Source organism: Mameliella sp. MMSF_3455, from assembly GCF_030733205.1.
Taxonomy (GTDB): Bacteria; Pseudomonadota; Alphaproteobacteria; order Rhodobacterales; family Rhodobacteraceae; genus Antarctobacter.
On record NZ_JASHJL010000029.1, the window covers coordinates 39508 to 58831 of the forward strand.

Here is a 19324-nt window from a genome sequence, read left to right on the forward strand (position 1 = left end):
ATTGAAAGGAAACCACGATGAACAAACAACGCTCCACCTCTCTTGGCACCGGCCGGCGGCCCAAGGTCGTCATAAGCGCTGAATGCCTGGGTAGGCTCGAGGCACTTGCCGAGGGCGCGATCCAGCGCAATCCGGACCTTGCCGACCGGTTGCTCGGCGAAATCGGTCGGGCCCGGATCGTTCCGGCGGCGAAACTCCCGCAGAACGTTGTGGCGATCGGGCGCGCGGCCACCTTTCGCGACGAAACGACCGGCCAGGAAAAAACGGTAACGCCAGTCTATCCCGAGGACGCCGACATCGCACGCGGCCGGATCTCAATCCTGACACCGATCGGGGTTGCCCTGATCGGATTGGCAGAGGGCGCATCGCTCCACTGGGACACCAGGGACGGAGAGCAGCGGGTCCTGACCGTGCTCCACGTCGCGTCCCAGGATGTCCCCGAAGGCCTGGAGGCACAATGATCCGACACACATTGGGCCCTGCCGAAGCCCATGCTCTGCCCGGAAGGAACCGCGCGATGCGCTGATGAAGCCACGACGCTCCTTCCGGGATAACAGCAATCGCCGCTTCGGCGCCTTCCCTTCCCATTGAAAGAGGGGCTCATGAATCGTCACCTTCCGCTTGCCTGCCCGTCCTGCAAGACATCGCTTCCCCGCGCAGCCGCTCATCGCTGTCCCAGCTGTCGGCACATTCTCGGGGGCAATACCCCCATTGTCCGAATTTCCTGTCGTCGTTGTGGCTCTGCCGTCGAGCGACATATCGGCGCCGCCGTGACCTGCCTCCAGTGCAGGTCTCGCAGACCATCGCCGCACCAGCGACAGGGCTGCTGACATGAGACTTCTCTCACATCTCCGTCGGCTGACCTGGCCTTCGATTCTGCTTCTTGTCGCCGCCGGTCTGGTAATCTTCGACCAGGATGTCGAGCGGTGGGTCGAAATGTCCCTCCGCTTGCCTGGCGGCGTTGTCGGTTGTCTTGCCGCGGCCTGGCTCGGTAGCCGGCTGTTCGGCCTGTTCGCAGATCGCCGGAGACGCGACAAGCGCCCATACCCCCGCCTGTTTCGGGATCTCGTGGCGGTTCTGCTGTTCTTCGCCGCCATCGTTGCCTCTGCCGCGCTTTTGCTGGAACAAGGTCTCCTTGGCGCGCTTGCGGGATCGAGCTTGATACTCGCGGTGCTGGGTTTCGCAATCCGGAACGTCGTGGCCGACACGCTGTCCGGCATCGCATTGGGCGTTGAGGCACCCTACCGGATTGGGGACTGGGTCGATATCGAGCAGGTCGCACGAGGCAAGGTCATCGAGATCGGCTGGCGCACGACACGGGTGCTGACGTTGGACTCGACCTACATGATCCTGCCGAACAGCCAGATCGCGCGCCGACGCATCATCAACTACTCCGCGCCGAAACCGCAGTATCGCGCGCAGCTGTCTCTGAAGCTTGCGCATGAGGTTCCCGTGGACGCCGCCAAGGAAATGATCCTGAAGGCGGTGGGCGAAGCGCGCCTGATCCAGAGCGAACCGGCACCGGATGTCCGCGTCCAGGAGCTTGGAAGCGACAGCAATTCCTATGCGGTCCGGTTCTGGTTGTCGCGCTTCGAACGGGACGTCGATTGCCGGGACGAGCTGCTGTCTCTGATCGACCGCGCGTTGCGGCAAGCGAAAGTCCCGACCCCACGCATGCAGATCGAGCTGAATTGGAGTAGCCCCCTGAAAGTGGTCCACCAACTGGGATAGTTTTGTCCCGCAAATTGGAGGATCAGCGATGGCTGGGAAACGAGAGAAGCCCGAAGATATCGTATCGAAGCTTCGGCAAGTTGAAGTTTTGGAGGGTCAAGGAATGACGGTAGCGGAGGCCGTGCGCCAGATCGGCGTGACGCAGCAGACGTTCTACCGATGGCGTAAGCTCTATGGCGGGATGGGCAGGTCTCAGCTCGCACGGCTGAAGGAACTGGAGAAAGAGAACCAGCGGCTGCGGCGGGCTGTATCTGATCTCACCCTGGACAAACTGATCCTGACCGAGGCAGCAAAGGGAAACTTCTGAGCCCTTCGCGTCGCCGTAAATGCATCGACCATGTGCGGCAGGAACTGGGCGTGTCTGAGCGCCGCGCCTGCCGCACGTTGGGCCAGCATCGATCCACGCAGCGCAAGGTGCCCCAGGGCCGGGTCGATGAAGAGCGTCTGACCGATGACATCATCGAACTGGCCGATCAGTACGGGCGCTATGGATATCGGATGGTGACCGGCTTGCTCAACAATGCAGGCTGGCACGTGAACCATAAGCGGGTCGAACGCATCTGGCGGCGTGAAGGGCTGAAGGTCCCGCAGAAACAGAAGAAAAAGGGGCGGCTTTGGCTGAACGACGGGTCCTGCGTGCGGCTCAGGCCAGAGCGGCCGAACCACGTCTGGTCCTATGACTTCGTGCAAGACCGAACCCACGATGGCCGGGCCTATCGGACGCTCAACATCATCGACGAATACACCAGGGAAGCGCTGATGATCCGCGTCGATCGCAGGCTCAACTCAACCGACGTGCTGGATGCGCTGACGGATCTGTTCATCCTGCGCGGCCCGCCGGAATACATAAGATCGGACAACGTCCTATGTCGGGAGAATCTGGCCGCTTAGGTCAGCAGGTCGTGGGACATCCGACGAACCGGATGCCCTGTAAAGGTTGCCCAGACGGGCTCTGCCGTCAAGAAATGATCTCTTCCATAGCAAACACAGGGTACGCGCTCTGGCGGCCCTCACCGTCCTCAATACGAGATCCCAAATCCCAAGCAGAAGGCCCGAACATTATCTACGAGGTCAGCGAGCTGCCTCCACGGCTCATGTCAGAGAGTGGTCCTTCCGCCTGGGCTCACCCCCTCGAAGAAGGGGCGATAGGGATCGCCGTGTTTGACCACGGCGTGTACGGTGCGCGCCATCTTGGCCGCGATCGCGGTGTAGGCCTTGCGGCGCAGATGGGCGTTGTGTCGGTCCTTCGAGATGTAGCGCTCGAACTTGTCGCGGAAGCTGTTGGTCCGCTTGAGAACAGCGGTTTGGCCGGCCATCCAGAGGGTCCGCCGAAGCCGGGCATTGCCGTACTTCGAGATGCGGCTCTGACCGCGGAACATGCCGGACTGGACGGTGGCGAGGTCCATGCCACAGAACTTCAGGAACTGCCGATGATGCCGGAAGCGGCGTAGATCTCCAGCCTCCGCGAGGATTGTCATGGCGTTGATCGGGCCGATGCCTGGGATGGTTGTCAGAAGCTGGTAGTCGGGATGATCGGACAGAAGCTCGACGGCTCTCGCCTCGATCTCGTTGCGCTGTCGGACCAGGCTTCTGCCTTCGGCGAGGACCAGGCGGAACATGCGAACGGCGTCGGAATCCGGTCCGACGGGCAAACCGACGGAGTCCACTGCCGTGGCGTAAATATCTGAAAGCAGGCGCTCCTTTGAAACCTTCTTGCCCACCACCTGCCAGGCATCAGCGATGAAGGCTTCCCGGGTCATAGTCGTGATCATCATCGGTGTCGGGTACTTCTCGAGGAACGCCAGGAACCAGTCAGTGCGCGAGCTTCGATGAAATCGTTCGGCCTCGGGGAAGTAGAGCGGCAGGTAATGGGTCAGGATGCGGTGCCACAGCTCGGTCTTCGAGCGCGAGACGATCTCGTGCGTCTTCGACAGCTCCTGGATGTCGGCAGTGCCGGTGACCAGCGGATCGTGGAAGAACTGCACGGCACCGATCTCCAGCATGTGCAGGATGACCTGGGCGTCCTTCGGATCATTCTTGTCCCAACTGTTGTGCAGGGCCTCACGCGTCCGAGCCAGTCCAACTGACGAGACCAGCTTCAAATCAAACCCGGCCTGTCCAAGATGATGCGCCAGGGGCCTGTGATAGTTCCCGGTGGCCTCGAACCCGATCCGGACCGGCAGCTCGTAGCTGGAGAGGGCGGCCGATAGCCGACGGAAGTCCTCCAACGTGTTGGTGATGGTCATGCGCCGGCGGCGCACCTTGCCCGGAACAGCGACGAGCACTTCGTGGCGGTGCTTGGAAATGTCGATGGCGACCAGGACGGTCGAAGGGATAGAATGAGTGGCGGTCATAGCCGGTCTCCTCAGCGGTGTGGTTTGTGCAAAACCACTGTTGAGACCTGAGACCCGGTTATGGCCACCCGCTGCGCTATCTGAGGGCTGCGCGCGTGGCCATCACCTCAAAACAGCCCTTCTTCCCAACGTGCTATGGCCCGGAGTTCATCGCCCAGAAAGTGCGCGACTGGATTGCCGCTGTCGGCGCAAAGACAGCGTATATCGAACCAGGCTCACCCTGGGAGAACGGATACTGTGAAAGCTTCAACGCTCGCTTCCGCGATGAATTGTTGAACGGTGAGCTGTTCTACAGCCTGCGCGAGGCCCAGATAATCATCGAGAAGTGGCGGGTACACTACAACACGGTCAGGCCGCACAGCGCCTTGGGATATCGCCCGCCTGCTCCAGAAAGCATCGTTCCGATAGACCTGAGGCCGACGATGCACTAACTATCAAACCGGACCACCCGATGGGGGCAAGCCACCAGGACCATCGAGAAGCGCCGCTTGCTGCATCGCCAGACCGCGGCGTAAACTGAAACCTGAATGAGCCTGGCCCTCTGTACGAGATCAACTGCTCGTGTTCCAAATCATCTGACGACGGACATCAGAGCATTGCGCCCCCCACGAATGTTTAAAGCGTCCAACTTTTAATCTGAGACATATCCGAGGGTCTGAAAGTAGTTCCGGCACAGTCGTGTGCATGGACGCGATCCGGGTCAACATCCGCAGCGGCGGCGCGGTCTCAAGCAAGGCGGTCTTCGTGGCGTTGGCCATCCTTCCGGACGGCACGCGGGACGTGCTGCGGCTATGGTTTCAGGCCAACGAGGGCGACAAGTTCTGGGCCAGAATGGCCGAGGTACCGCGTGAACTTCCGCATCGCCCTCAGATACATCGTCTGAGGCTTGCGCTGCAGCCCCTTGATCCGCATGCCTTCGAGAAAGCGCTGGCGCAGCGCACGCACATACTGATCCGTTATCAAAACCAACCGTTATCAGATTGAGACGGCCTCAATCGTCAGACAGGTGCGCCCAGCTACAAAATCACCGCGCCCCAATCAAAGCGCAACACTCGCCACAAGCGCCAATCCCACGAAAGCGGTTTTCGTACTCGTCCTCACAGACGACATTCATATCGTCCGCAGCGAAAGGCCGCTCTCCCGAAACCTCTGCGCGAAGGCGATGGAACACGGGCGGCCCACAGCCGCCATTCATCACGGCGTCTCAACGCAGCGGTGCGGTCCGCCAAACTTGCCATTCGCTGCATGTGCAAAGATTGTGCAGTTCGTCACTCCACTAAATTAGTTGGCGTCTGGAGGAGGGGATGGGCCTGGGAGCCAACCTTCTCTGCCGACTAACATATTGGAAATACTTGCATCATGGACAGGAGCTTTGCTTGGATTCCGCACTCGTGACGCAGGTCCACGACATTCCTGAGCGACCGGGAGAAGAAAACATCGAGCATCATCTGCATGGTCGATCGCCCGCCAGAGCAGAGCCCCAAACCGTCGGATCGCCCCAAATCCCTGCCCAAGTACCCACGCCGGCGCCACGACCGCAACCCCTCACCTGGCGTTTGCGGATCTCCTCAGCAAACAGTGGCCCGTACTGTTGCCTCCAGAAGAGGACTTGTCCGTGGCCGATGTCGATTCCCCGCTTGTTCGGCAGTTTCTCGACGTCATGAATTGGCAGACGGAACCGTATGAGCGACATAGTCGCCAGTCGGATGATCTCCGGTGATGTCCTTAAACTGCGGAATTGGCTGGGTTTGTTCGTCCATTCAGGCTTTCTGACAGCGCTACCCGGTTCAAGTTGATTTGACTTGACTGTGCCCCCTCAGGTCAGGGTTGCCTGGGCGAGAGACCTGAGCATCCAAGCCACGCTTTCCGCACCGGGATCCACGGTTCCGATACTGTCTTCGCCGACATAGCTCGATTTGCCGCGTCGGGCGCGCATGTCCCTGGTGGAGCGCGCGCCATCTTCCGCCGCCTTTGCCGCAGCCGACAGGGCATCCTGAATCGAGGCTCCAGCGGCGGCACGGGCGACAAACACATCCGCTGCCGGCTTGATCGCGTCGTACATGGTCTTGTCGCCCAACCGTGCGCCGCCACGGTCGACGACGCCTTGCGCTGCCGCCTGAAGGCCCATGCCGAGCGTTTCTGTGTCGAGCGTTTCGTTACCCTCGCCAGCGGCGGCGGCAAGACGCAAGAAGATCGTCCCGTACAAGGCTCCCGAGGAGCCGCCGACGGTGCCGACGATCGCGAAGCCAACCGACTTGAACAGATCGCCCGGAGTCGAGAACCCTTTGGCGCCGTCGAGCAACGCGACCACCGCGCGCATGCCGCGTCGCATGTTTGCGCCGTGGTCGGCGTCGCCGGTGGCCGAGTCGAGCTCTGACAGAGCCTGCTGGCCCTGATCGATCCGGTCGGCGTATGAACGAAGGAAGGTGCTGATTTGGTTTACAGAAAGGCTGTCAGTCATGTCATCGTCCCCAGCGCAGGTCGGCCGTGTGAACCGGCGCGTCCCAAAGTTCCGTCATTTCGTCGTCCAGTTCCAGCAGCGTCAGCGCGGCGCCCATCTGCTCCAGCGAAGTCACATAATTGCCCACCAGCGCCCGCGCGGGATCGTAGCCGGCGCGCATCAGACAAGCGTGCACCTCCCCGTACAGCAGATAGAGTTCGCTTTCGGGAGTTCCGCCAAGACCGCTGAGAAGCGTCAGGATGCGCGCGCCCTTCGCAGGTTTGAGATCGCTCAGGACCTCTTGCAAAAGCACACCGGCAATCTCGGCGGCCTGGCGCAGGGGCACACGCTTGCGTCCGGGCGATCCGCTGATACCGATGCCGATGTCCATCTCGTCGTCGGCCATCTGGTAGATCGGCTTGCCCCGCGCCGGAGGAATGCACGAAGTCAGTCCCACGCTGAAGGTACGCGCGCGCGCATTGACTCGCCGGGCGATGGAGACGACAGCATCGAGATCGTCGCCGCGCTCGGCCGCAGCGCCTGCGATCTTTTCCACCAGCACAGTCGCGCCGAGGCCGCGCCTGCCGGCGCTCTCATCATCATCGGGGATCGAGCAATCGTCGTTGATCAGGACGGTGACGGGTCTGATGTCCTCGAACGCAAGGATCTCTTGCGCGATGCCGAAGTTCATCACCTCGCCGGTGAAGTTCTTGACGATGTGAACCGTGCCGGCGCCGCTCTCGGTGGCCCTGGTCGCCGCAATGATCTGGTCCGGGACCGGCGAGGTGAAAATCTCTCCCGGACAGGCCGCGTCCAGCATGCCGGGCCCGACGAAACCGGTGTGCAACGGTTCGCAACCCGAGCCGCCGCCTGCGATAAGCCCCACCTTGCGCCGAGCGCCGATGTCGGTTCTCCGCAGCACGCGCGGTGACGGGTCCAGCGCGATGATGTCGGGGTTCGCGGCGACAAGGCCGGCAAGGTAGTCCGGAACCACGGTCTCGGGGGAATTGATGAACTTCTTCATCCGGTTGTCTCCGTTAATGGGCGTTGCCTGGGTTCAACGGGATTGCACTGCACGCCGGTGCAGCGCCTCTGCGATGACCAGTGCCAGGATCACCAGCCCACCCTTGGAAATCAGTTGCCAGTTGGTCGTGACCTGTAGGACCAGCAGCCCTGTGTTCAGTACGCCGAGGATCAAAACGCCCCATACCGTGCCGATGATGCTGCCACGCCCGCCAGTCAGTGCCGCGCCGCCGATCACCGCCGCAGCGATGGCGTCGATCTCGACCCCCTGGGCAATGCCACCGAACCCTGCCTGTACAAAGCCCGCGAGCATCACGCCACCAAAGGCCGCAGTCAGACCGCTTATCACCATCACGGAGGCACGGATCCGAACCGCACTGTGGCCCACCAGTTCGGCAGCGCGCGGATTGGTGCCCACTGCATAGGCAGCATATCCGAAGCGCGCGCGCGACAGCAGAACATGTGCGACGACAACCAACGCCACCATGTACCAGAATGGCGGGCTTGCCGGTATCGTCGATGCAAAACGAAACGCTACTTGAAAGCTTGCGTCGTTAATCGCAATGGATTGCTGCAACGGTTGCAGGGACTGCGCGATACCAAGCGTGATGGACAGTGTCGCCAGCGTAACGAGAAAAGACGGAAAGCGCGGAAAGCTCGGTATCAGCAGGGCTGTGAAGAGACCGTTCACAAGGCCAACCGCCCCACCGGCGGCAAGGGCGGCCAGCACCGCCAGCGGCCAGTGCCATTCTGCGGTCACTAGAAGGGCCGTGATCGTGCTGGCCAGCCCGGCAACGCCGCCCACGGACAGGTCGACCTCGCCACAGACAAGGCAGAGCGTCATGCCAATCGCGATGGAAACGAGAGGGATCGACAGCTGAACGACAGTTGTTGCAGACCCGATCGTGAACTGCTCGGGCGCGATCAGACCGAACGCCCCAACAAGGACGACCAGGTACAGGATCGCGGGATTGCGTTGCGCGAAGCGAATTGCGCGGCTCGGGGTAGTTGTGATTGTGGCGGTGTCGGTCATCGTCTTGGCTTTCAGCGTCGCATAAGAAGGATGGCGACGCCGATCAGCGCGCCCTTGGTGATGTCCTGCCAGGGTCCGGGCAAGCCAAGCACCGCGATGCCGGTAAAGATCATAGTCAGCAACAGGGCGCCAAGCGCGGTGCCCAGCACGTTCCCCGTTCCGCCACCCAACCGCCCACCGCCGAGAACGACCGCGGCGATCACGTCAAGCTCCATGCCACCGGCCGTCTGCGCGATACCATAGTTGGTTCGGCCCGCCAGGATGACACCACCGATCGCGGCAGCCATCGCGCCAACCACAAGGACCAGCGCCTTGTGCCTTGCGACTGCGACACCGGCAAGACGGGCGCTTTCGGCGTGTGACCCCACGGCGCGTGTCCAGTTACCGAATCGCGTCTTGTGAAAGGCAATCCAAGCAACCGCCGCCAGGGCCGCCGCGATCACGAACGGAATCGGCAGCCCCAATGGCTTGAGACGGAAGAAGCGGATGAAGTCCAGGTCGCGCACCGCCATGGGCTGCAACGAGATCGTCATCGCCACACCCTTGACTATCAGCAGCATTCCGAGCGTTGCAAGGAAGGACGGCAACCGAAACAGAAGCGTCAGGAGCGCGTTCACCGTGCCTACCGCCAGCCCGACCGCAAGGGCCGCCAGCAGGATCAGGGGAATTGCGAAGTCGCCCTTCGACGCCCAGGCGGTCAGGACCGACACCAGTGCGACGACCGATCCCACAGACAGGTCGATTTCGCCCGCCGCGATGACGAAGGTTGCGCCGAGGGCGACGATCAGCAGAACCGACCACTGCCGCAGGATGTTCGTCAGACTGCTCGCGCTGAGGAAATGCGGCACCGTCAGCGCCAACCCGGTCCCCACAAGCAGCACCAGACAGACAAGAAGCAGGATCCTTGGATTGACCTTGCGCACCCTGGCCAGAACCGCGGCTTCAGCACTGTTTGCGGCATATGTCTCTTGCAGACCGGCCATCATTTCGTGCCTCCCGTCGCCATCAGCACCAAAGCGCCCTCGTCGCGCTCGTCGGCGGGATCCGGGCTTTCGATACGTCCCTTGCGGATAACCAGGATCCGGTCACAAAGTCCGATGAGTTCGTCGAACTCGGACGAGGCGACCAGAACACCCATGCCCGCCTCCGCGAGTTCTCGCACCAGTGCATGGATCTCGGCCTTGGCACCGATGTCAATCCCGGCAGTTGGTTCATCCAGCAAGAGCAGCTTCGGAGCGCGCAGCAGCCAGCGTGCAATGATCGCCTTTTGCTGGTTGCCGCCACTCAGGAAGCCGATGTCCAGATCGATCGAGGCCGCCCGGATGCCAAGACGCGCCACTTCTTCGAGTGCGGCCTTGCGGGCCTCGGCCCGACGAACCAATCCGCCGCGACTGAAAAGATCGCGAAAGGACGCAAGCGCGATGTTCTGCCAAAGCGGCTTGCCGGCAAAGATGCCCATGAGCTTCCGGTCCTCGGGGACCAGCGCGATGCCCGCCCGCATCGCATCCACCGGCGAGCGTGGCTTGATCTCGCGCCCGGCGAGCCGGATCGTGCCCGCCGTGTTGCGCCGCAGGCCGAACAGGCATTCAAGCAATTCGCTTCGTCCACTGCCCAGCATTCCGGCGATTCCGACGATCTCCCCCTTGCCGACGGTCAGGCCGATTCCGTCAAGGCCGATGTCCGGCGCTTTCAATCCGGCGATGGTCAACAGGGGCTCGCGAGGACGCCCCGACCCCCTTTTGTCTGAACTTTGGGCGGCGTCGGCGGCCGGGCCAAGCATCGCTTCGACCAGCGACGAATGGTCGAAAGCACCGCGCGCGAGCCGGGCGACTGTACGACCGTCCCGTAGTACGGTGACGACGTCGGCCAGTTGCATGACCTCGTCCAGGCGGTGCGTGATGAAAACAACCGCAAGATGCGAGCGAAGCTGTTCGAGAAGCTTGCAAAGCGCGATCTGCTCGCGCCGCGTCAATGCGGCGGTCGGTTCGTCCAGAATCAATACCCGCGCGTCCATCGACACGGCACGGGCAATCTCGACCATCTGCCGATCGCCGATCGACAGGTCGCCGCATCGGGCGCCGACCGGAATATCGACGTCGAGTTGTGCCAAGGCCGCGCGCGCATCGTGGTTCATCTTGCGCCGGTCGATCAGCCCTCCGCGCATAGGCTCGCGCCCGAGAAAGATGTTCTCGGCGACGTCAAGGTCATCGAGTACGCACAGTTCCTGGTGCACCATTGCGATGCCGGCAGTCTGGGCATCTGCAGGCCGGCCGAAGTGAACCTCGTGGCCGGCCAGCCGGATCTCGCCCGCATCAGCTGCAATGGCTCCGCAGAGGATCTGCATCAGCGTGGATTTCCCGGCGCCGTTATGGCCGACGATTCCGTGGATCGTTCTCTGGTCCACGTCCAGTTCCGCCCCGCGAAGCGCACGCGCAGCACCGAAGCGCTTTTCGATCCCGCGCAATGACATAAGCCTTTGCGGCGAAGAGCTGTCATTCGGTGCAACGATCTGGTTTGGATAGGGCATCTCTAAGTTCCACAGGAATTCGGCAGACGCCCGGGCGCACGACACCCTGTCGTCGCGCCCGGGCGGATAGGACTGCGTCAGAACGGCAGTGCCTCGCCGCCCCAGTCGTTTTGCCAGGCGGCCTCGACATTGTCGGGCGTTGTGACGGTCCCCACGGTCTTGACGATCAGGGGTACGCGTTGTCCGAGGAGGATCTTCCCCATGACGTTGGCATCCGCGATCCCGGACTGCGAAATGGGCAGGCTGTAGGTGACGTGCACCGGCCATCCGCCGGTCAGAAGGTCTGCCGCGGTCCCTTCGTCGAGATCGAAGGCAATCACCCAGGTATCTTCACGTCCCGCGTCGCGGATCGCGGCCGAGGCGCCGGCATACCAATGCCCCAGAGCCGCGACGACATGGGCGTTCGGATATTGCTGCAACGCCGCTGTCGTCGCCGCTTGCGCGTCTTCGACTCCGGGCGCCACCGGCTTCTCCTCGACAAGCGTCATCTTGCAGATGTCCTGCACTTCCGGCAGCTCGAGCCCTTGCTTGAATCCGATGGTACGTGCGATGTCGAAGAATGCAGGGCTCTTGGCGGTCAGCAGCACGACGTCTGTTTCCGTGATGCCTTCATCACGCAGCTTCTTCGCCATCGGCAACACCAGATCACGCGCGTTTTCCGCCTGATCCGGCATGATGGTCGAGGTAGTCGGGAAGTAGGCCGACGAGGGCGCAACCACGCTGGTCGAGGCGACCCCTCCATCGTGCATCTGGCGCATCGCTTGGCTGAACACGACCCAGTCGACTGCCAAAGTTCCGATGACCGGAACACCTTGCTGGATCATTAGCTGCACGCCCGCGATATCGCGGTCGGGTTTGCCCTGCACATCGTAGACGGTCTTCTCGCCCGCCCATTTGTCGACCTCGGCCTCCCAGAAACGGTTCCAGCCGACGATGGCCGGAACAAAGAGGCCGTACCAGCTGTGGCCCACCTTCGGGGACATGGACCGCAATTCGGCGATCTCATCCCGGGTCAGCACCACATCCGATGACGTATCGGGGGCGGCGTCCTTCATGGCGTCGAGCCAGAAGTTGACTGCCCCCTGGATATCGTCCGCGATCGGATCGGTGCCCAACGGATAGGCCTGAACCGTTGCGGCGCGCGCCAGCCTCGGTGCGGCGAGCGAACCTAGCAGGCCGGCAGCAGTGACGGCGGTCGAGCCGGCAAGAAACTGGCGGCGACCGATTCGGGTCAAGGATCGAGCGTGCTCGGGATTCGCTTTTCCGATGAGGGATTTGGAGGGCATGGCATGTTCCTTTTCGAGCAATGCAGTATCTAATATTTCAGATATCAGACATCAGTTCAAGCCGGATTTGCGGGACTCGCCGAAATCTCGGCGCCGCCAATCGCCCGCGCTGAAATCTGTAACGCTCCGTTCGTGCCATGTTTTTTTGACTCGCGGCCTGCAGCCGCGAGGTACCAAATTGAAAGTCTTGGAAATTTTCCCTTTCGCCTGATTCCGGCATACAGCGCTAAAGGGGTCTTGCCTTAAATCTGAAATCTGATACATTACATAAACAATTTCAGTTTGACGCGAGGAGAGCGTGAAATCATGACCGAGCATAAGGACAAGACCCGAATGACCGGAATCACGCGGAGGGGACTGCTGAGGTCAAGTCCTGCCCTTCTGGGAGGTGCAGCTTTGCTGAACGGCAGCGGCCTGCTGCCCGGAGCCGGAGCCCAAGCGGCGACGGCATCGCATTCGACACTGGATTACGATGCGCTTGTTCGGGCGCAACTGGAAGGCAGGACGATTCGGTGCGGGTTCACTCCCCCGATCCTCTCGGAATTTTTCAACATCATGGAACATGCCTGCTATCGGCAGGCACAGGATTACTCGGAACGCTTCGGTGTGAAATGGGAATGGCAGCGCGCTTCGCCCAGCGGCAATTTCAACTCCGTCGAGGGCCAGTACAACATCATTCAGAACTGGATCACCGCCGGGCTTGACGCAATCTTCGTATGCACCGCCGGCACGCCTTCGGACACATCGAAGATCTATACAGAAGCGCGCGCCAAGGGCGTCGACATAATCCAATTCAACATGCCGATCTCGCTGTGGCCGATCGAAGAGCAGAAAGCCGTCTGCTCGGTCGGGTACCACGACACGCTGCAGTCGGGCTACGTCGCCGGCAAGTATATCGCTGAGCAACTAGGCGGAAAGGGCAAAGTCCTTCAGATCTGGGGCCCGTCCGGAAGCCCATGGGCCGAGGCGCGCCAGCGCGGTTTCGACATGGTCCTGGCCGAGTATCCAGACCTTCAGGTCGTCGGCAAGGCGGACGGCGGCTATGTCCGCGACAAGGGCTTCTCGGCGGCGCAGAACCTTCTGACGTCCAACCCGGATGTCAACGCGATCTACGGCGAGAACGAGGAGATGGCGCTCGGGGCCTCGCAGGCAATAGACGCCCTAGGGATGCGGCACTGGGACGGCCAGGGCGGCATCATCACGATCGGCGCAGACGGCCTGCAATCGGGGTTCGACGCGATCCGGCAGGGACGGCTTTCGGCGACCATCGAGGTCGGCGGCGTGGGCCAGGGCCTGACCCTTGTCGAAATGCTGATGGCGCATCGGTATCTCGGCAAGATCGTCGCGGATGTGTACAACGTGCCCGTGACGCTGGTCACCAAAGACAATGTCGACCAGGTCGAAGCATTACAGGCATGGGCCCTGGCGGCGCCTGAACTCTGAACCTCCCTGCGGCGAAGGCCGTGACCTGCGGGGCGGGAGGAGAGTCCTGCCCCGTTCTTTTTCGGGCACGTGTAAAGGAACTCCCATGAACGATTTGCGCCTCGTCGCGGATGTGAAGCAGGAGCTTGGCGAGAGCATTCTGTGGGACGACGCCCGGAACGAGCTGGTCTGGGTCGACATCCACAAGGGCGCCATCTGGCGCCTGTCGTTGCGAACCAGCAAACTTCGCCGTCACGCCCTTCCGGATCGGGTCGGCGCCATAGGCCTGACCCGTTCGGGACGGTACGTGGTGGGACTGGCCGGCGGATTCGGCTTTTTCGACCCGGAGAACGACACCTGGATCGGCAGCGTGGATATCGAGTCCGACAAGCCGGCGACACGCCTGAACGACGGACGCTGCGACCGGTACGGCAACTTCATCTGCGGCGGGATGCGCGAAACCGACGACACATCGGTGACCAGCGCGTTGTACCGTTTCCGGCCCGACGGGCGCGTGGACACCGTTCTTGCACCCATCGGCTGCGCCAACAGCACCTGTTTCTCGCCTGACGGCCGGGTGATGTACTTCTCTGACATGCCGACGGGCAAGATCCTTGCCTACGACTACGATCCGGACGGCGCCCCCGGCGCGCATCGCATCATTGCCGACCTTTCGGACCAGCCGGGTCTTGCCGACGGCTCCACAGTCGACGCCGAGGGATGCATCTGGAATGCGCAGTGGGGCGGAGGAAAGCTGGTGCGCTACACGCCCGATGGCCAGGTCGAGCGCGAGATCGCCCTGCCCGTCACCAACCCCACCTGCGTCGGCTTTGGTGGCGAAGACTTGAGCACGCTATTCATCACATCTGCCTCTTTCATGCTGAACGAGGCGCAGCGCGCGTCGGAACCTGACGCAGGCAGCCTGTTTGCCGTGAATGTCCTCGTCGGCGGCCTGCCCGAACCGCGTTTCGCAGATTGATCCCTTTTCAAGCGGCGGCGATTTCCGCCGGGATTGCCCCCGGGTATGTTAGCACGATCGCCGCATATGCGTTGGCGCGTCGCGCGGCAAGTTCTGGGTCTTCTCCGATATGAAGCCCGCTGAGGAATGCCGCATTCCACGCGTCGCCGGCGCCAGTTGAGTCGACGAGTTCGGCGACGGGATCCACCGGAATATGGTGCGTGACGCCGTCTTTCTGGATCAGCACCCCGTCAGCGCCCATCTTCATCGCGACACCGCCACTGCCCGCGTCGGCAAAATACTTCAGGGCGCGACCGCTCGTCAGATCCTGGTTCGAGATAAGCGGCACGTCAGCCGGATAGCTCGGCAGGGTCCAGGCGGCATGGGGTGCGACTCTGTGAAATGCCTGCCTGGCACTTTCCAGCCCGCCGCGGCGCGACCAGAGTTGTGGCCGGTAGTTGGGGTCGTACACGACGGCCCGCGCGATCCGCGCCGCTGCGGCTGTCAGGCGATCGGCGCTTTCCGAAATCGCCTGGGTGATCCCCGAAAGAAGCACGACCCGGGAACTGGCAATCAAATCGGGATCGAGATCTTCCGGACCCATGCCAGCGGCCGCGCTGCCCGCGCGCCGGTAGGTGAAGCTGCGTTCGCCATAGGGATCGTTCGTGATGAAGTAGAGCCCGTTCTCTCCCGGCACCAGAGGTGCATGTGAAAGATCGACACCGGCGCGGTGCCAGGCGGCGCGCAGCCACGGCCCGAACCTGTCATTGCCGACACGCGTCTGGAACGCCGTGCGCAGTCCCAGCCTGCCGGCGTGGACGAGGGTGTTCATCACGTCCCCGCCCCATGCCATCCGCATCATGTCGTCGCGCCCTGCGATCGGTTCGGCACGGAACTCGACCATGCATTCGCCGATACCGATCAGGTCCAACTGCATGATCGTCGCTCCTTGCCCGTTCCGATCAGCCGGCGACCTGCGCCCTGCGCCCGGATACGATTCCGGAAACGCGGTCGAAAGTGATCACCACGAGGATGACCGATCCGATCACGAAGGTTTCGAACACTGGCGGAATCCCGGTCAGGTTGATGACATTCTGGATCACCACCAGCGTCAAGGCCCCGATAGCGGCACCGACGAGGCTGCCCCGACCGCCGCTTAGAGCGGCACCCCCGATGATCGCCGCGGCCAGCGCCTGTATCTCCATTCCGGCCGCCATGTTCGGCTGCACGGTGCCCAGGCGCCCGGCAAGCAGCACGCCGACCACGCCAGCGAGGAACCCTGAAAGAGCATAACTGGCCAACTTGATCCGTGTGATGTTCACGCCCGACAGGCGCGCGATCTCGGGGTTTTCGCCGACCGCCCGCAGGTGGCTGGACACCCTTGAAAAGCGCATGATCAGGATGCCGGCGATCACCAGAAATGCGGTAATGAACTCGGGCACCGTCAACCCGTAAGGCAAACGCCGCAGCCCGCCCAGCATCATGTATCCGTTGCTGGAGTAACCGATGATCGGAACGCCCTGCGTCCAGACCAGCAGGATGCCGCGGATCAGCGCCAGCGTTGCCAGGGTTGTAACAAAATCGGGGATGCCAAGCCGCGTGATAATCAGTCCGTTCAGCAAGCCCAGCAGGGTGCCTGCCAGGATCCCGCAAAGAAGGGCAAGCGGCAGCGGAAATCCGATCGCCGAGACCAGCCATGCAACCACACCCCCGGACAATGCGGCGATTGCGCCGACCGACAGGTCGATGCCGCCGCCGATCAGCACCACGGTCATTCCGACGGCGAGCAATATGAGGAAGGCCGACTGGTTCAATATGTTCGCCCAATTCAGCCACGTCAGGAAGAAGGGCGACACGAAGCTCATCGCGATGGAGACGAGCACCAGGAAGACGGCGATGCCGACCCCTGGCCGGTTCAGTACCGCGCCGAGCCGATCGGTGAATGCTGTCGAGGTTTCCATTGGGACCTTCGCTTTCAATGGGTCGGGTTAGAGGAGATTTCGGAACCGGCAGAAGCGGCGTCCGACAACGCGTTTGCATCGACGTACCGTTCCGACCACTGGTGGAACGCCACGGCCGCCAGGATGCTTCCGCCGACAAATACCTGATACCAGGTCGGGTCGACGCCAGAGATCTGCAGGCCGGCGTTGATCGTGCCGAGAAGCAGCGCGGCGACCGCAGTGCCGACAATGGTGCCGCGTCCGCCGGCGAGGCTGGTCCCGCCAAGCACGGCGGCGGCGATGGCCTGAAGTTCATAGCCCTGGCCAAGTGCCGGCTGGACGGAAGCGAGGCGCGCCGCCAGAAGGATACCGGATACCGCCGCAAGGAACCCGGACAGAGCGAACACCATCAAGCGCACGTTCCGAACATCAATTCCCGCAAAATTGGCCCCGGCGGGGCTCATGCCCGACGCCTGGACCCGCCGACCGAAGACGGTCGCGTTGAGCAGGGCGGCACAGGCGAGAACCAGCAAGAAGCCGAAAACGATAGGAAACGGTGCGCCGAAGACTTCCCCGTAGCTGAGCCAGGTGAAGGCATCGGTCTCGGCGCCGCGGAGTGGCCTGAGATAGGCCAGGATTTGCAGAAGACCGCCCGCGACCCCCATCGTCGCCAGCGTCACAATGAAATCGCTGAGACCCAGGCCGGTGACCAGAAGGCCGTTCAGCAGACCGAACCCCGTTCCCACGACCAATCCGCCGACCACGGCCAGGACAGTCGGGACCGACAACGTCAGCAGGAACATCGTCACCCCGCCTGAAAGCCCCAGAACCGCCCCGACAGACAGATCGATGCCTCCCGAGGTTAGGACGAAGGACATGCCGACCGCGATTATGAGCACAAACATCGACTGCACGGCGATGGCCGCCAGGTTCTCGGGGCCAAGGAAGGCGGGATTGAGAGATCCGAAGATCGCTACCGCCAGAAGAAGGATCAGCGTTATAGAAGCGCCTTCGATGCGCAGCAGTCGAACGAGCAGGGCTTGCATGTCAATTCACTCCCGATGCCGCAGCCAGCGACATGAACTTTTCTTCCAGTCTTGTGGCGGATTCGTGATCCTGGTCAGCGCCAAGGCCGGGCAACTCTCCGACGATTCGCCCGGTCTTCATCACCAGAACGCGGTCGCTCAGACCCAACAACTCAACCAGTTCTGACGACTTGACGATTGCCGCTCCGCCAGACGCGATGTAGTCACGGATCAGGCGGTAGATCTCGATCTTGGCGCCGACGTCGACGCCTTCGGTTGGCTCGTTGAAGATGATGACCTTCGGCTTCGCGGCCAGTGCCCGCGCGATGATCGCCTTTTGCTGGTTTCCGCCCGACAATCGCACGATCTGGTCACCGACACTGCGGGCGCGGATGCCCAGTGCGTCGAAGAAACCGCGGGCAGTGGAAGCCTCTTTCTTTCGGTCGATAAAGCCCATACGGGCAAAGGCAGGCAAGGACGAGACCGAGATATTCTGCGCGATGCTGAAGGTCGGCAGTATTCCCCGCGACTTGCGTTCGTTTGGTACATAAGCGATGCCGGCAGCGAACGCGTGCCGGGTGGACCTGATCCGCCGTGGTTTTTCGTCCAGCAGGACGCGCCCAGAGGTCATTCGACGCGCACCGATGATTGTCTCTACGATCCGGCTGCAACCGGCACCCTGCAGCCCGCCGATGCCCAGAACCTCTCCCCGTCTCAGCGTGAACGCCAGATCCCTGAGATCGGTGTCGTCGGACAGACCTTCGACGCGCAACACGACCTTGCCATGTTCCTTTATGGCCGCGGATCCCTTCGCGCCGGTCACGAAGCTTTCGATGGTCTCGACGTCGCGGCCGACCATCATGCGCACCACCCGATCCGTCCTGGCCTCTGCGCCGTCGATGGTCCCCACCAACTTGCCGTCGCGCAGGACCGTCACCTCGTCGGCCATTCCGGCGAGTTCCTCCAACTGGTGCGTCACCCAGAGCACGGCAGTACCGCGCCCCCGCAGCCGCCGCATCTGGGCGAACAGCACCTGCCGTTCATGGATGCTGAGCCCGCCGTTGGGTTCGTCCAGAATGATCAGTTCGGAGCGGAACGCGAGTGCCTTAATGATCTCGACGATCTGACGCGACAGGGCGCTCAATTCTTCCACCGGCCGGCTCAGCAGCTTCGGGTCGAATTCGAAATCACGGCACAACTCAACCACAGCGGAGCGCATCGCCTGACGGTCGGTCAATCCGAGCGTGCCGCCGATCCGGGCCAGGATTTCCCGGCCCAGAAAGATGTTATCAAGCGCCGAAAGATTGGCTATGAGCGTGCGCTCCTGGTAGACGGTGCTGATCCCGCATTCCTGCGCCACATGGGGAGAGGTGATGTCCACCGGCTGCCCTTTGATCCTGATCTCGCCGCCGTCGGGCCGGTAAACCCCCGACAGCATCTTGATGATCGTGGACTTGCCGGCGCCGTTTTCGCCGACCAGCGCGTGAATGGTGCCGGACCTGATCGCGAAGCTGACGTTGTTCACGGCAATGGTCCCGGGAAAACGTTTGAGCAGACCGCCGATCTGCAACAGGGATTCGGGCAA

At 62.2% G+C, this 19324-nt stretch carries 17 protein-coding genes and 2 pseudogenes; 7 read left to right on the forward strand and 12 right to left on the reverse strand.

The genetic code is table 11. The features are described from left to right. Positions 1 to 17: 17 nt before the first annotated feature. Positions 18 to 461 carry a nucleoside diphosphate kinase regulator gene (gene rnk, locus RBB42_RS19120; RefSeq protein WP_043146584.1) on the forward strand — a complete coding sequence of 148 codons (444 nt, stop codon included), beginning with the start codon at positions 18 to 20 and terminating at the stop codon, positions 459 to 461. A 382-nt stretch (positions 462 to 843) separates the two neighbouring features. Here rnk and RBB42_RS19125 read toward each other — a convergent pair whose 3' ends face one another. Further along, positions 844 to 1128, reverse strand: coding sequence for a hypothetical protein (locus RBB42_RS19125; protein ID WP_223306328.1), 285 nt, complete (start codon positions 1126 to 1128; stop codon positions 844 to 846). A 42-nt stretch (positions 1129 to 1170) separates the two neighbouring features. Between RBB42_RS19125 and RBB42_RS19130 the strand changes: the two genes are divergently transcribed. Both RBB42_RS19130 and RBB42_RS19135 read left to right on the forward strand, forming a co-directional pair. Next, entirely contained in the window at positions 1171 to 1731 is a 561-nt protein-coding gene (locus RBB42_RS19130; RefSeq protein ID WP_371931750.1) for a mechanosensitive ion channel family protein, read from the forward strand. A gap of 28 nt (positions 1732 to 1759) precedes the next feature. Beyond that, a pseudogene (locus RBB42_RS19135) lies at positions 1760 to 2592 on the forward strand (IS3 family transposase); the annotation flags it as partial. Between the two features lie 236 nt (positions 2593 to 2828). On the opposite strand, the gene RBB42_RS19140 reads toward RBB42_RS19135, so the two are convergent. Continuing rightward, a complete protein-coding gene (locus RBB42_RS19140; RefSeq protein WP_305971241.1) occupies positions 2829 to 4085 on the reverse strand; it encodes an IS110 family RNA-guided transposase in 1257 nt (418 codons plus the stop codon). A 137-nt stretch (positions 4086 to 4222) separates the two neighbouring features. Between RBB42_RS19140 and RBB42_RS19145 the strand changes: the two are divergent. After that, a pseudogene (locus tag RBB42_RS19145) lies at positions 4223 to 4516 on the forward strand (integrase core domain-containing protein); the annotation flags it as partial. Positions 4517 to 4769: 253 nt separating this feature from the next. After that, positions 4770 to 5069, forward strand: a complete 300-nt coding sequence (locus RBB42_RS19150; RefSeq protein WP_043146588.1) for a transposase — start codon at positions 4770 to 4772, stop codon at positions 5067 to 5069. A gap of 832 nt (positions 5070 to 5901) precedes the next feature. Here the strand turns inward: RBB42_RS19150 and dhaL are convergent. From dhaL to RBB42_RS19180, 6 genes are all read right to left on the reverse strand, one after another. Further along, entirely contained in the window at positions 5902 to 6546 is a 645-nt protein-coding gene (gene dhaL, locus RBB42_RS19155) for a dihydroxyacetone kinase subunit DhaL (protein WP_043146589.1), read from the reverse strand. A gap of 1 nt (position 6547) precedes the next feature. Continuing rightward, the gene (locus tag RBB42_RS19160; protein ID WP_043146590.1) at positions 6548 to 7549 is read right to left on the reverse strand and encodes a dihydroxyacetone kinase subunit DhaK; all 1002 of its coding nucleotides are present in this window, start codon (positions 7547 to 7549) and stop codon (positions 6548 to 6550) included. Between the two features lie 33 nt (positions 7550 to 7582). Continuing rightward, positions 7583 to 8581 (reverse strand): ABC transporter permease, encoded by a 999-nt coding sequence (locus RBB42_RS19165; protein ID WP_052244883.1) that lies wholly within the window; start codon positions 8579 to 8581, stop codon positions 7583 to 7585. Positions 8582 to 8592: 11 nt separating this feature from the next. Then, the gene (locus RBB42_RS19170; protein WP_052244884.1) at positions 8593 to 9567 is read right to left on the reverse strand and encodes an ABC transporter permease; all 975 of its coding nucleotides are present in this window, start codon (positions 9565 to 9567) and stop codon (positions 8593 to 8595) included. After that, the gene (locus tag RBB42_RS19175; RefSeq protein ID WP_069086740.1) at positions 9564 to 11108 is read right to left on the reverse strand and encodes a sugar ABC transporter ATP-binding protein; all 1545 of its coding nucleotides are present in this window, start codon (positions 11106 to 11108) and stop codon (positions 9564 to 9566) included. The genes RBB42_RS19170 and RBB42_RS19175 overlap by 4 nt, the downstream gene beginning before the upstream one ends. 77 nt (positions 11109 to 11185) lie before the next feature. Continuing rightward, positions 11186 to 12394 (reverse strand): substrate-binding domain-containing protein, encoded by a 1209-nt coding sequence (locus tag RBB42_RS19180; RefSeq protein ID WP_305971242.1) that lies wholly within the window; start codon positions 12392 to 12394, stop codon positions 11186 to 11188. A 306-nt stretch (positions 12395 to 12700) separates the two neighbouring features. Between RBB42_RS19180 and RBB42_RS19185 the strand changes: the two genes are divergently transcribed. Together RBB42_RS19185 and RBB42_RS19190 are read left to right on the forward strand one after the other, a co-directional pair. Further along, entirely contained in the window at positions 12701 to 13837 is a 1137-nt protein-coding gene (locus RBB42_RS19185) for a sugar ABC transporter substrate-binding protein (RefSeq protein WP_305971243.1), read from the forward strand. Positions 13838 to 13922: 85 nt separating this feature from the next. Continuing rightward, positions 13923 to 14795: an SMP-30/gluconolactonase/LRE family protein gene (locus tag RBB42_RS19190; protein WP_043146594.1), complete on the forward strand. Its 873-nt coding sequence runs from the start codon at positions 13923 to 13925 to the stop codon at positions 14793 to 14795. Positions 14796 to 14802: 7 nt separating this feature from the next. Here the strand turns inward: RBB42_RS19190 and RBB42_RS19195 are convergent, their stop codons facing one another. From RBB42_RS19195 to RBB42_RS19210, 4 genes are read right to left on the reverse strand one after another with little or no spacing between them, the layout of a single operon-like run. Continuing rightward, the gene (locus RBB42_RS19195; RefSeq protein WP_043146595.1) at positions 14803 to 15711 is read right to left on the reverse strand and encodes a sugar kinase; all 909 of its coding nucleotides are present in this window, start codon (positions 15709 to 15711) and stop codon (positions 14803 to 14805) included. 25 nt (positions 15712 to 15736) lie between these two features. Then, a complete protein-coding gene (locus tag RBB42_RS19200; protein ID WP_052244886.1) occupies positions 15737 to 16735 on the reverse strand; it encodes an ABC transporter permease in 999 nt (332 codons plus the stop codon). 14 nt (positions 16736 to 16749) lie between these two features. Then, on the reverse strand, positions 16750 to 17760 hold the full coding sequence (locus RBB42_RS19205) for an ABC transporter permease (RefSeq protein WP_052244887.1): 1011 nt from the start codon (positions 17758 to 17760) through the stop codon (positions 16750 to 16752). Position 17761: 1 nt separating this feature from the next. Continuing rightward, complete coding sequence (locus RBB42_RS19210; protein WP_306043753.1) at positions 17762 to 19309, reverse strand: sugar ABC transporter ATP-binding protein; 1548 nt, start codon at positions 19307 to 19309, stop codon at positions 17762 to 17764. Positions 19310 to 19324: the final 15 nt, after the last annotated feature.

Coding starts and splice junctions, on each gene's coding strand:
- rnk (WP_043146584.1), top strand. CDS start 18: ATGAACAAACAACGCTCCACCTCTCTTGGCACCGGCCGGCGGCCCAAG.
- RBB42_RS19140 (WP_305971241.1), bottom strand. CDS start 4,085: ATGACCGCCACTCATTCTATCCCTTCGACCGTCCTGGTCGCCATCGAC.
- RBB42_RS19150 (WP_043146588.1), top strand. CDS start 4,770: ATGGACGCGATCCGGGTCAACATCCGCAGCGGCGGCGCGGTCTCAAGC.
- dhaL (WP_043146589.1), bottom strand. CDS start 6,546: ATGACTGACAGCCTTTCTGTAAACCAAATCAGCACCTTCCTTCGTTCA.
- RBB42_RS19160 (WP_043146590.1), bottom strand. CDS start 7,549: ATGAAGAAGTTCATCAATTCCCCCGAGACCGTGGTTCCGGACTACCTT.
- RBB42_RS19165 (WP_052244883.1), bottom strand. CDS start 8,581: ATGACCGACACCGCCACAATCACAACTACCCCGAGCCGCGCAATTCGC.
- RBB42_RS19170 (WP_052244884.1), bottom strand. CDS start 9,567: ATGATGGCCGGTCTGCAAGAGACATATGCCGCAAACAGTGCTGAAGCC.
- RBB42_RS19175 (WP_069086740.1), bottom strand. CDS start 11,108: ATGCCCTATCCAAACCAGATCGTTGCACCGAATGACAGCTCTTCGCCG.
- RBB42_RS19180 (WP_305971242.1), bottom strand. CDS start 12,394: ATGCCCTCCAAATCCCTCATCGGAAAAGCGAATCCCGAGCACGCTCGA.
- RBB42_RS19185 (WP_305971243.1), top strand. CDS start 12,701: ATGACCGAGCATAAGGACAAGACCCGAATGACCGGAATCACGCGGAGG.
- RBB42_RS19190 (WP_043146594.1), top strand. CDS start 13,923: ATGAACGATTTGCGCCTCGTCGCGGATGTGAAGCAGGAGCTTGGCGAG.
- RBB42_RS19195 (WP_043146595.1), bottom strand. CDS start 15,711: ATGCAGTTGGACCTGATCGGTATCGGCGAATGCATGGTCGAGTTCCGT.
- RBB42_RS19200 (WP_052244886.1), bottom strand. CDS start 16,735: ATGGAAACCTCGACAGCATTCACCGATCGGCTCGGCGCGGTACTGAAC.
- RBB42_RS19205 (WP_052244887.1), bottom strand. CDS start 17,760: ATGCAAGCCCTGCTCGTTCGACTGCTGCGCATCGAAGGCGCTTCTATA.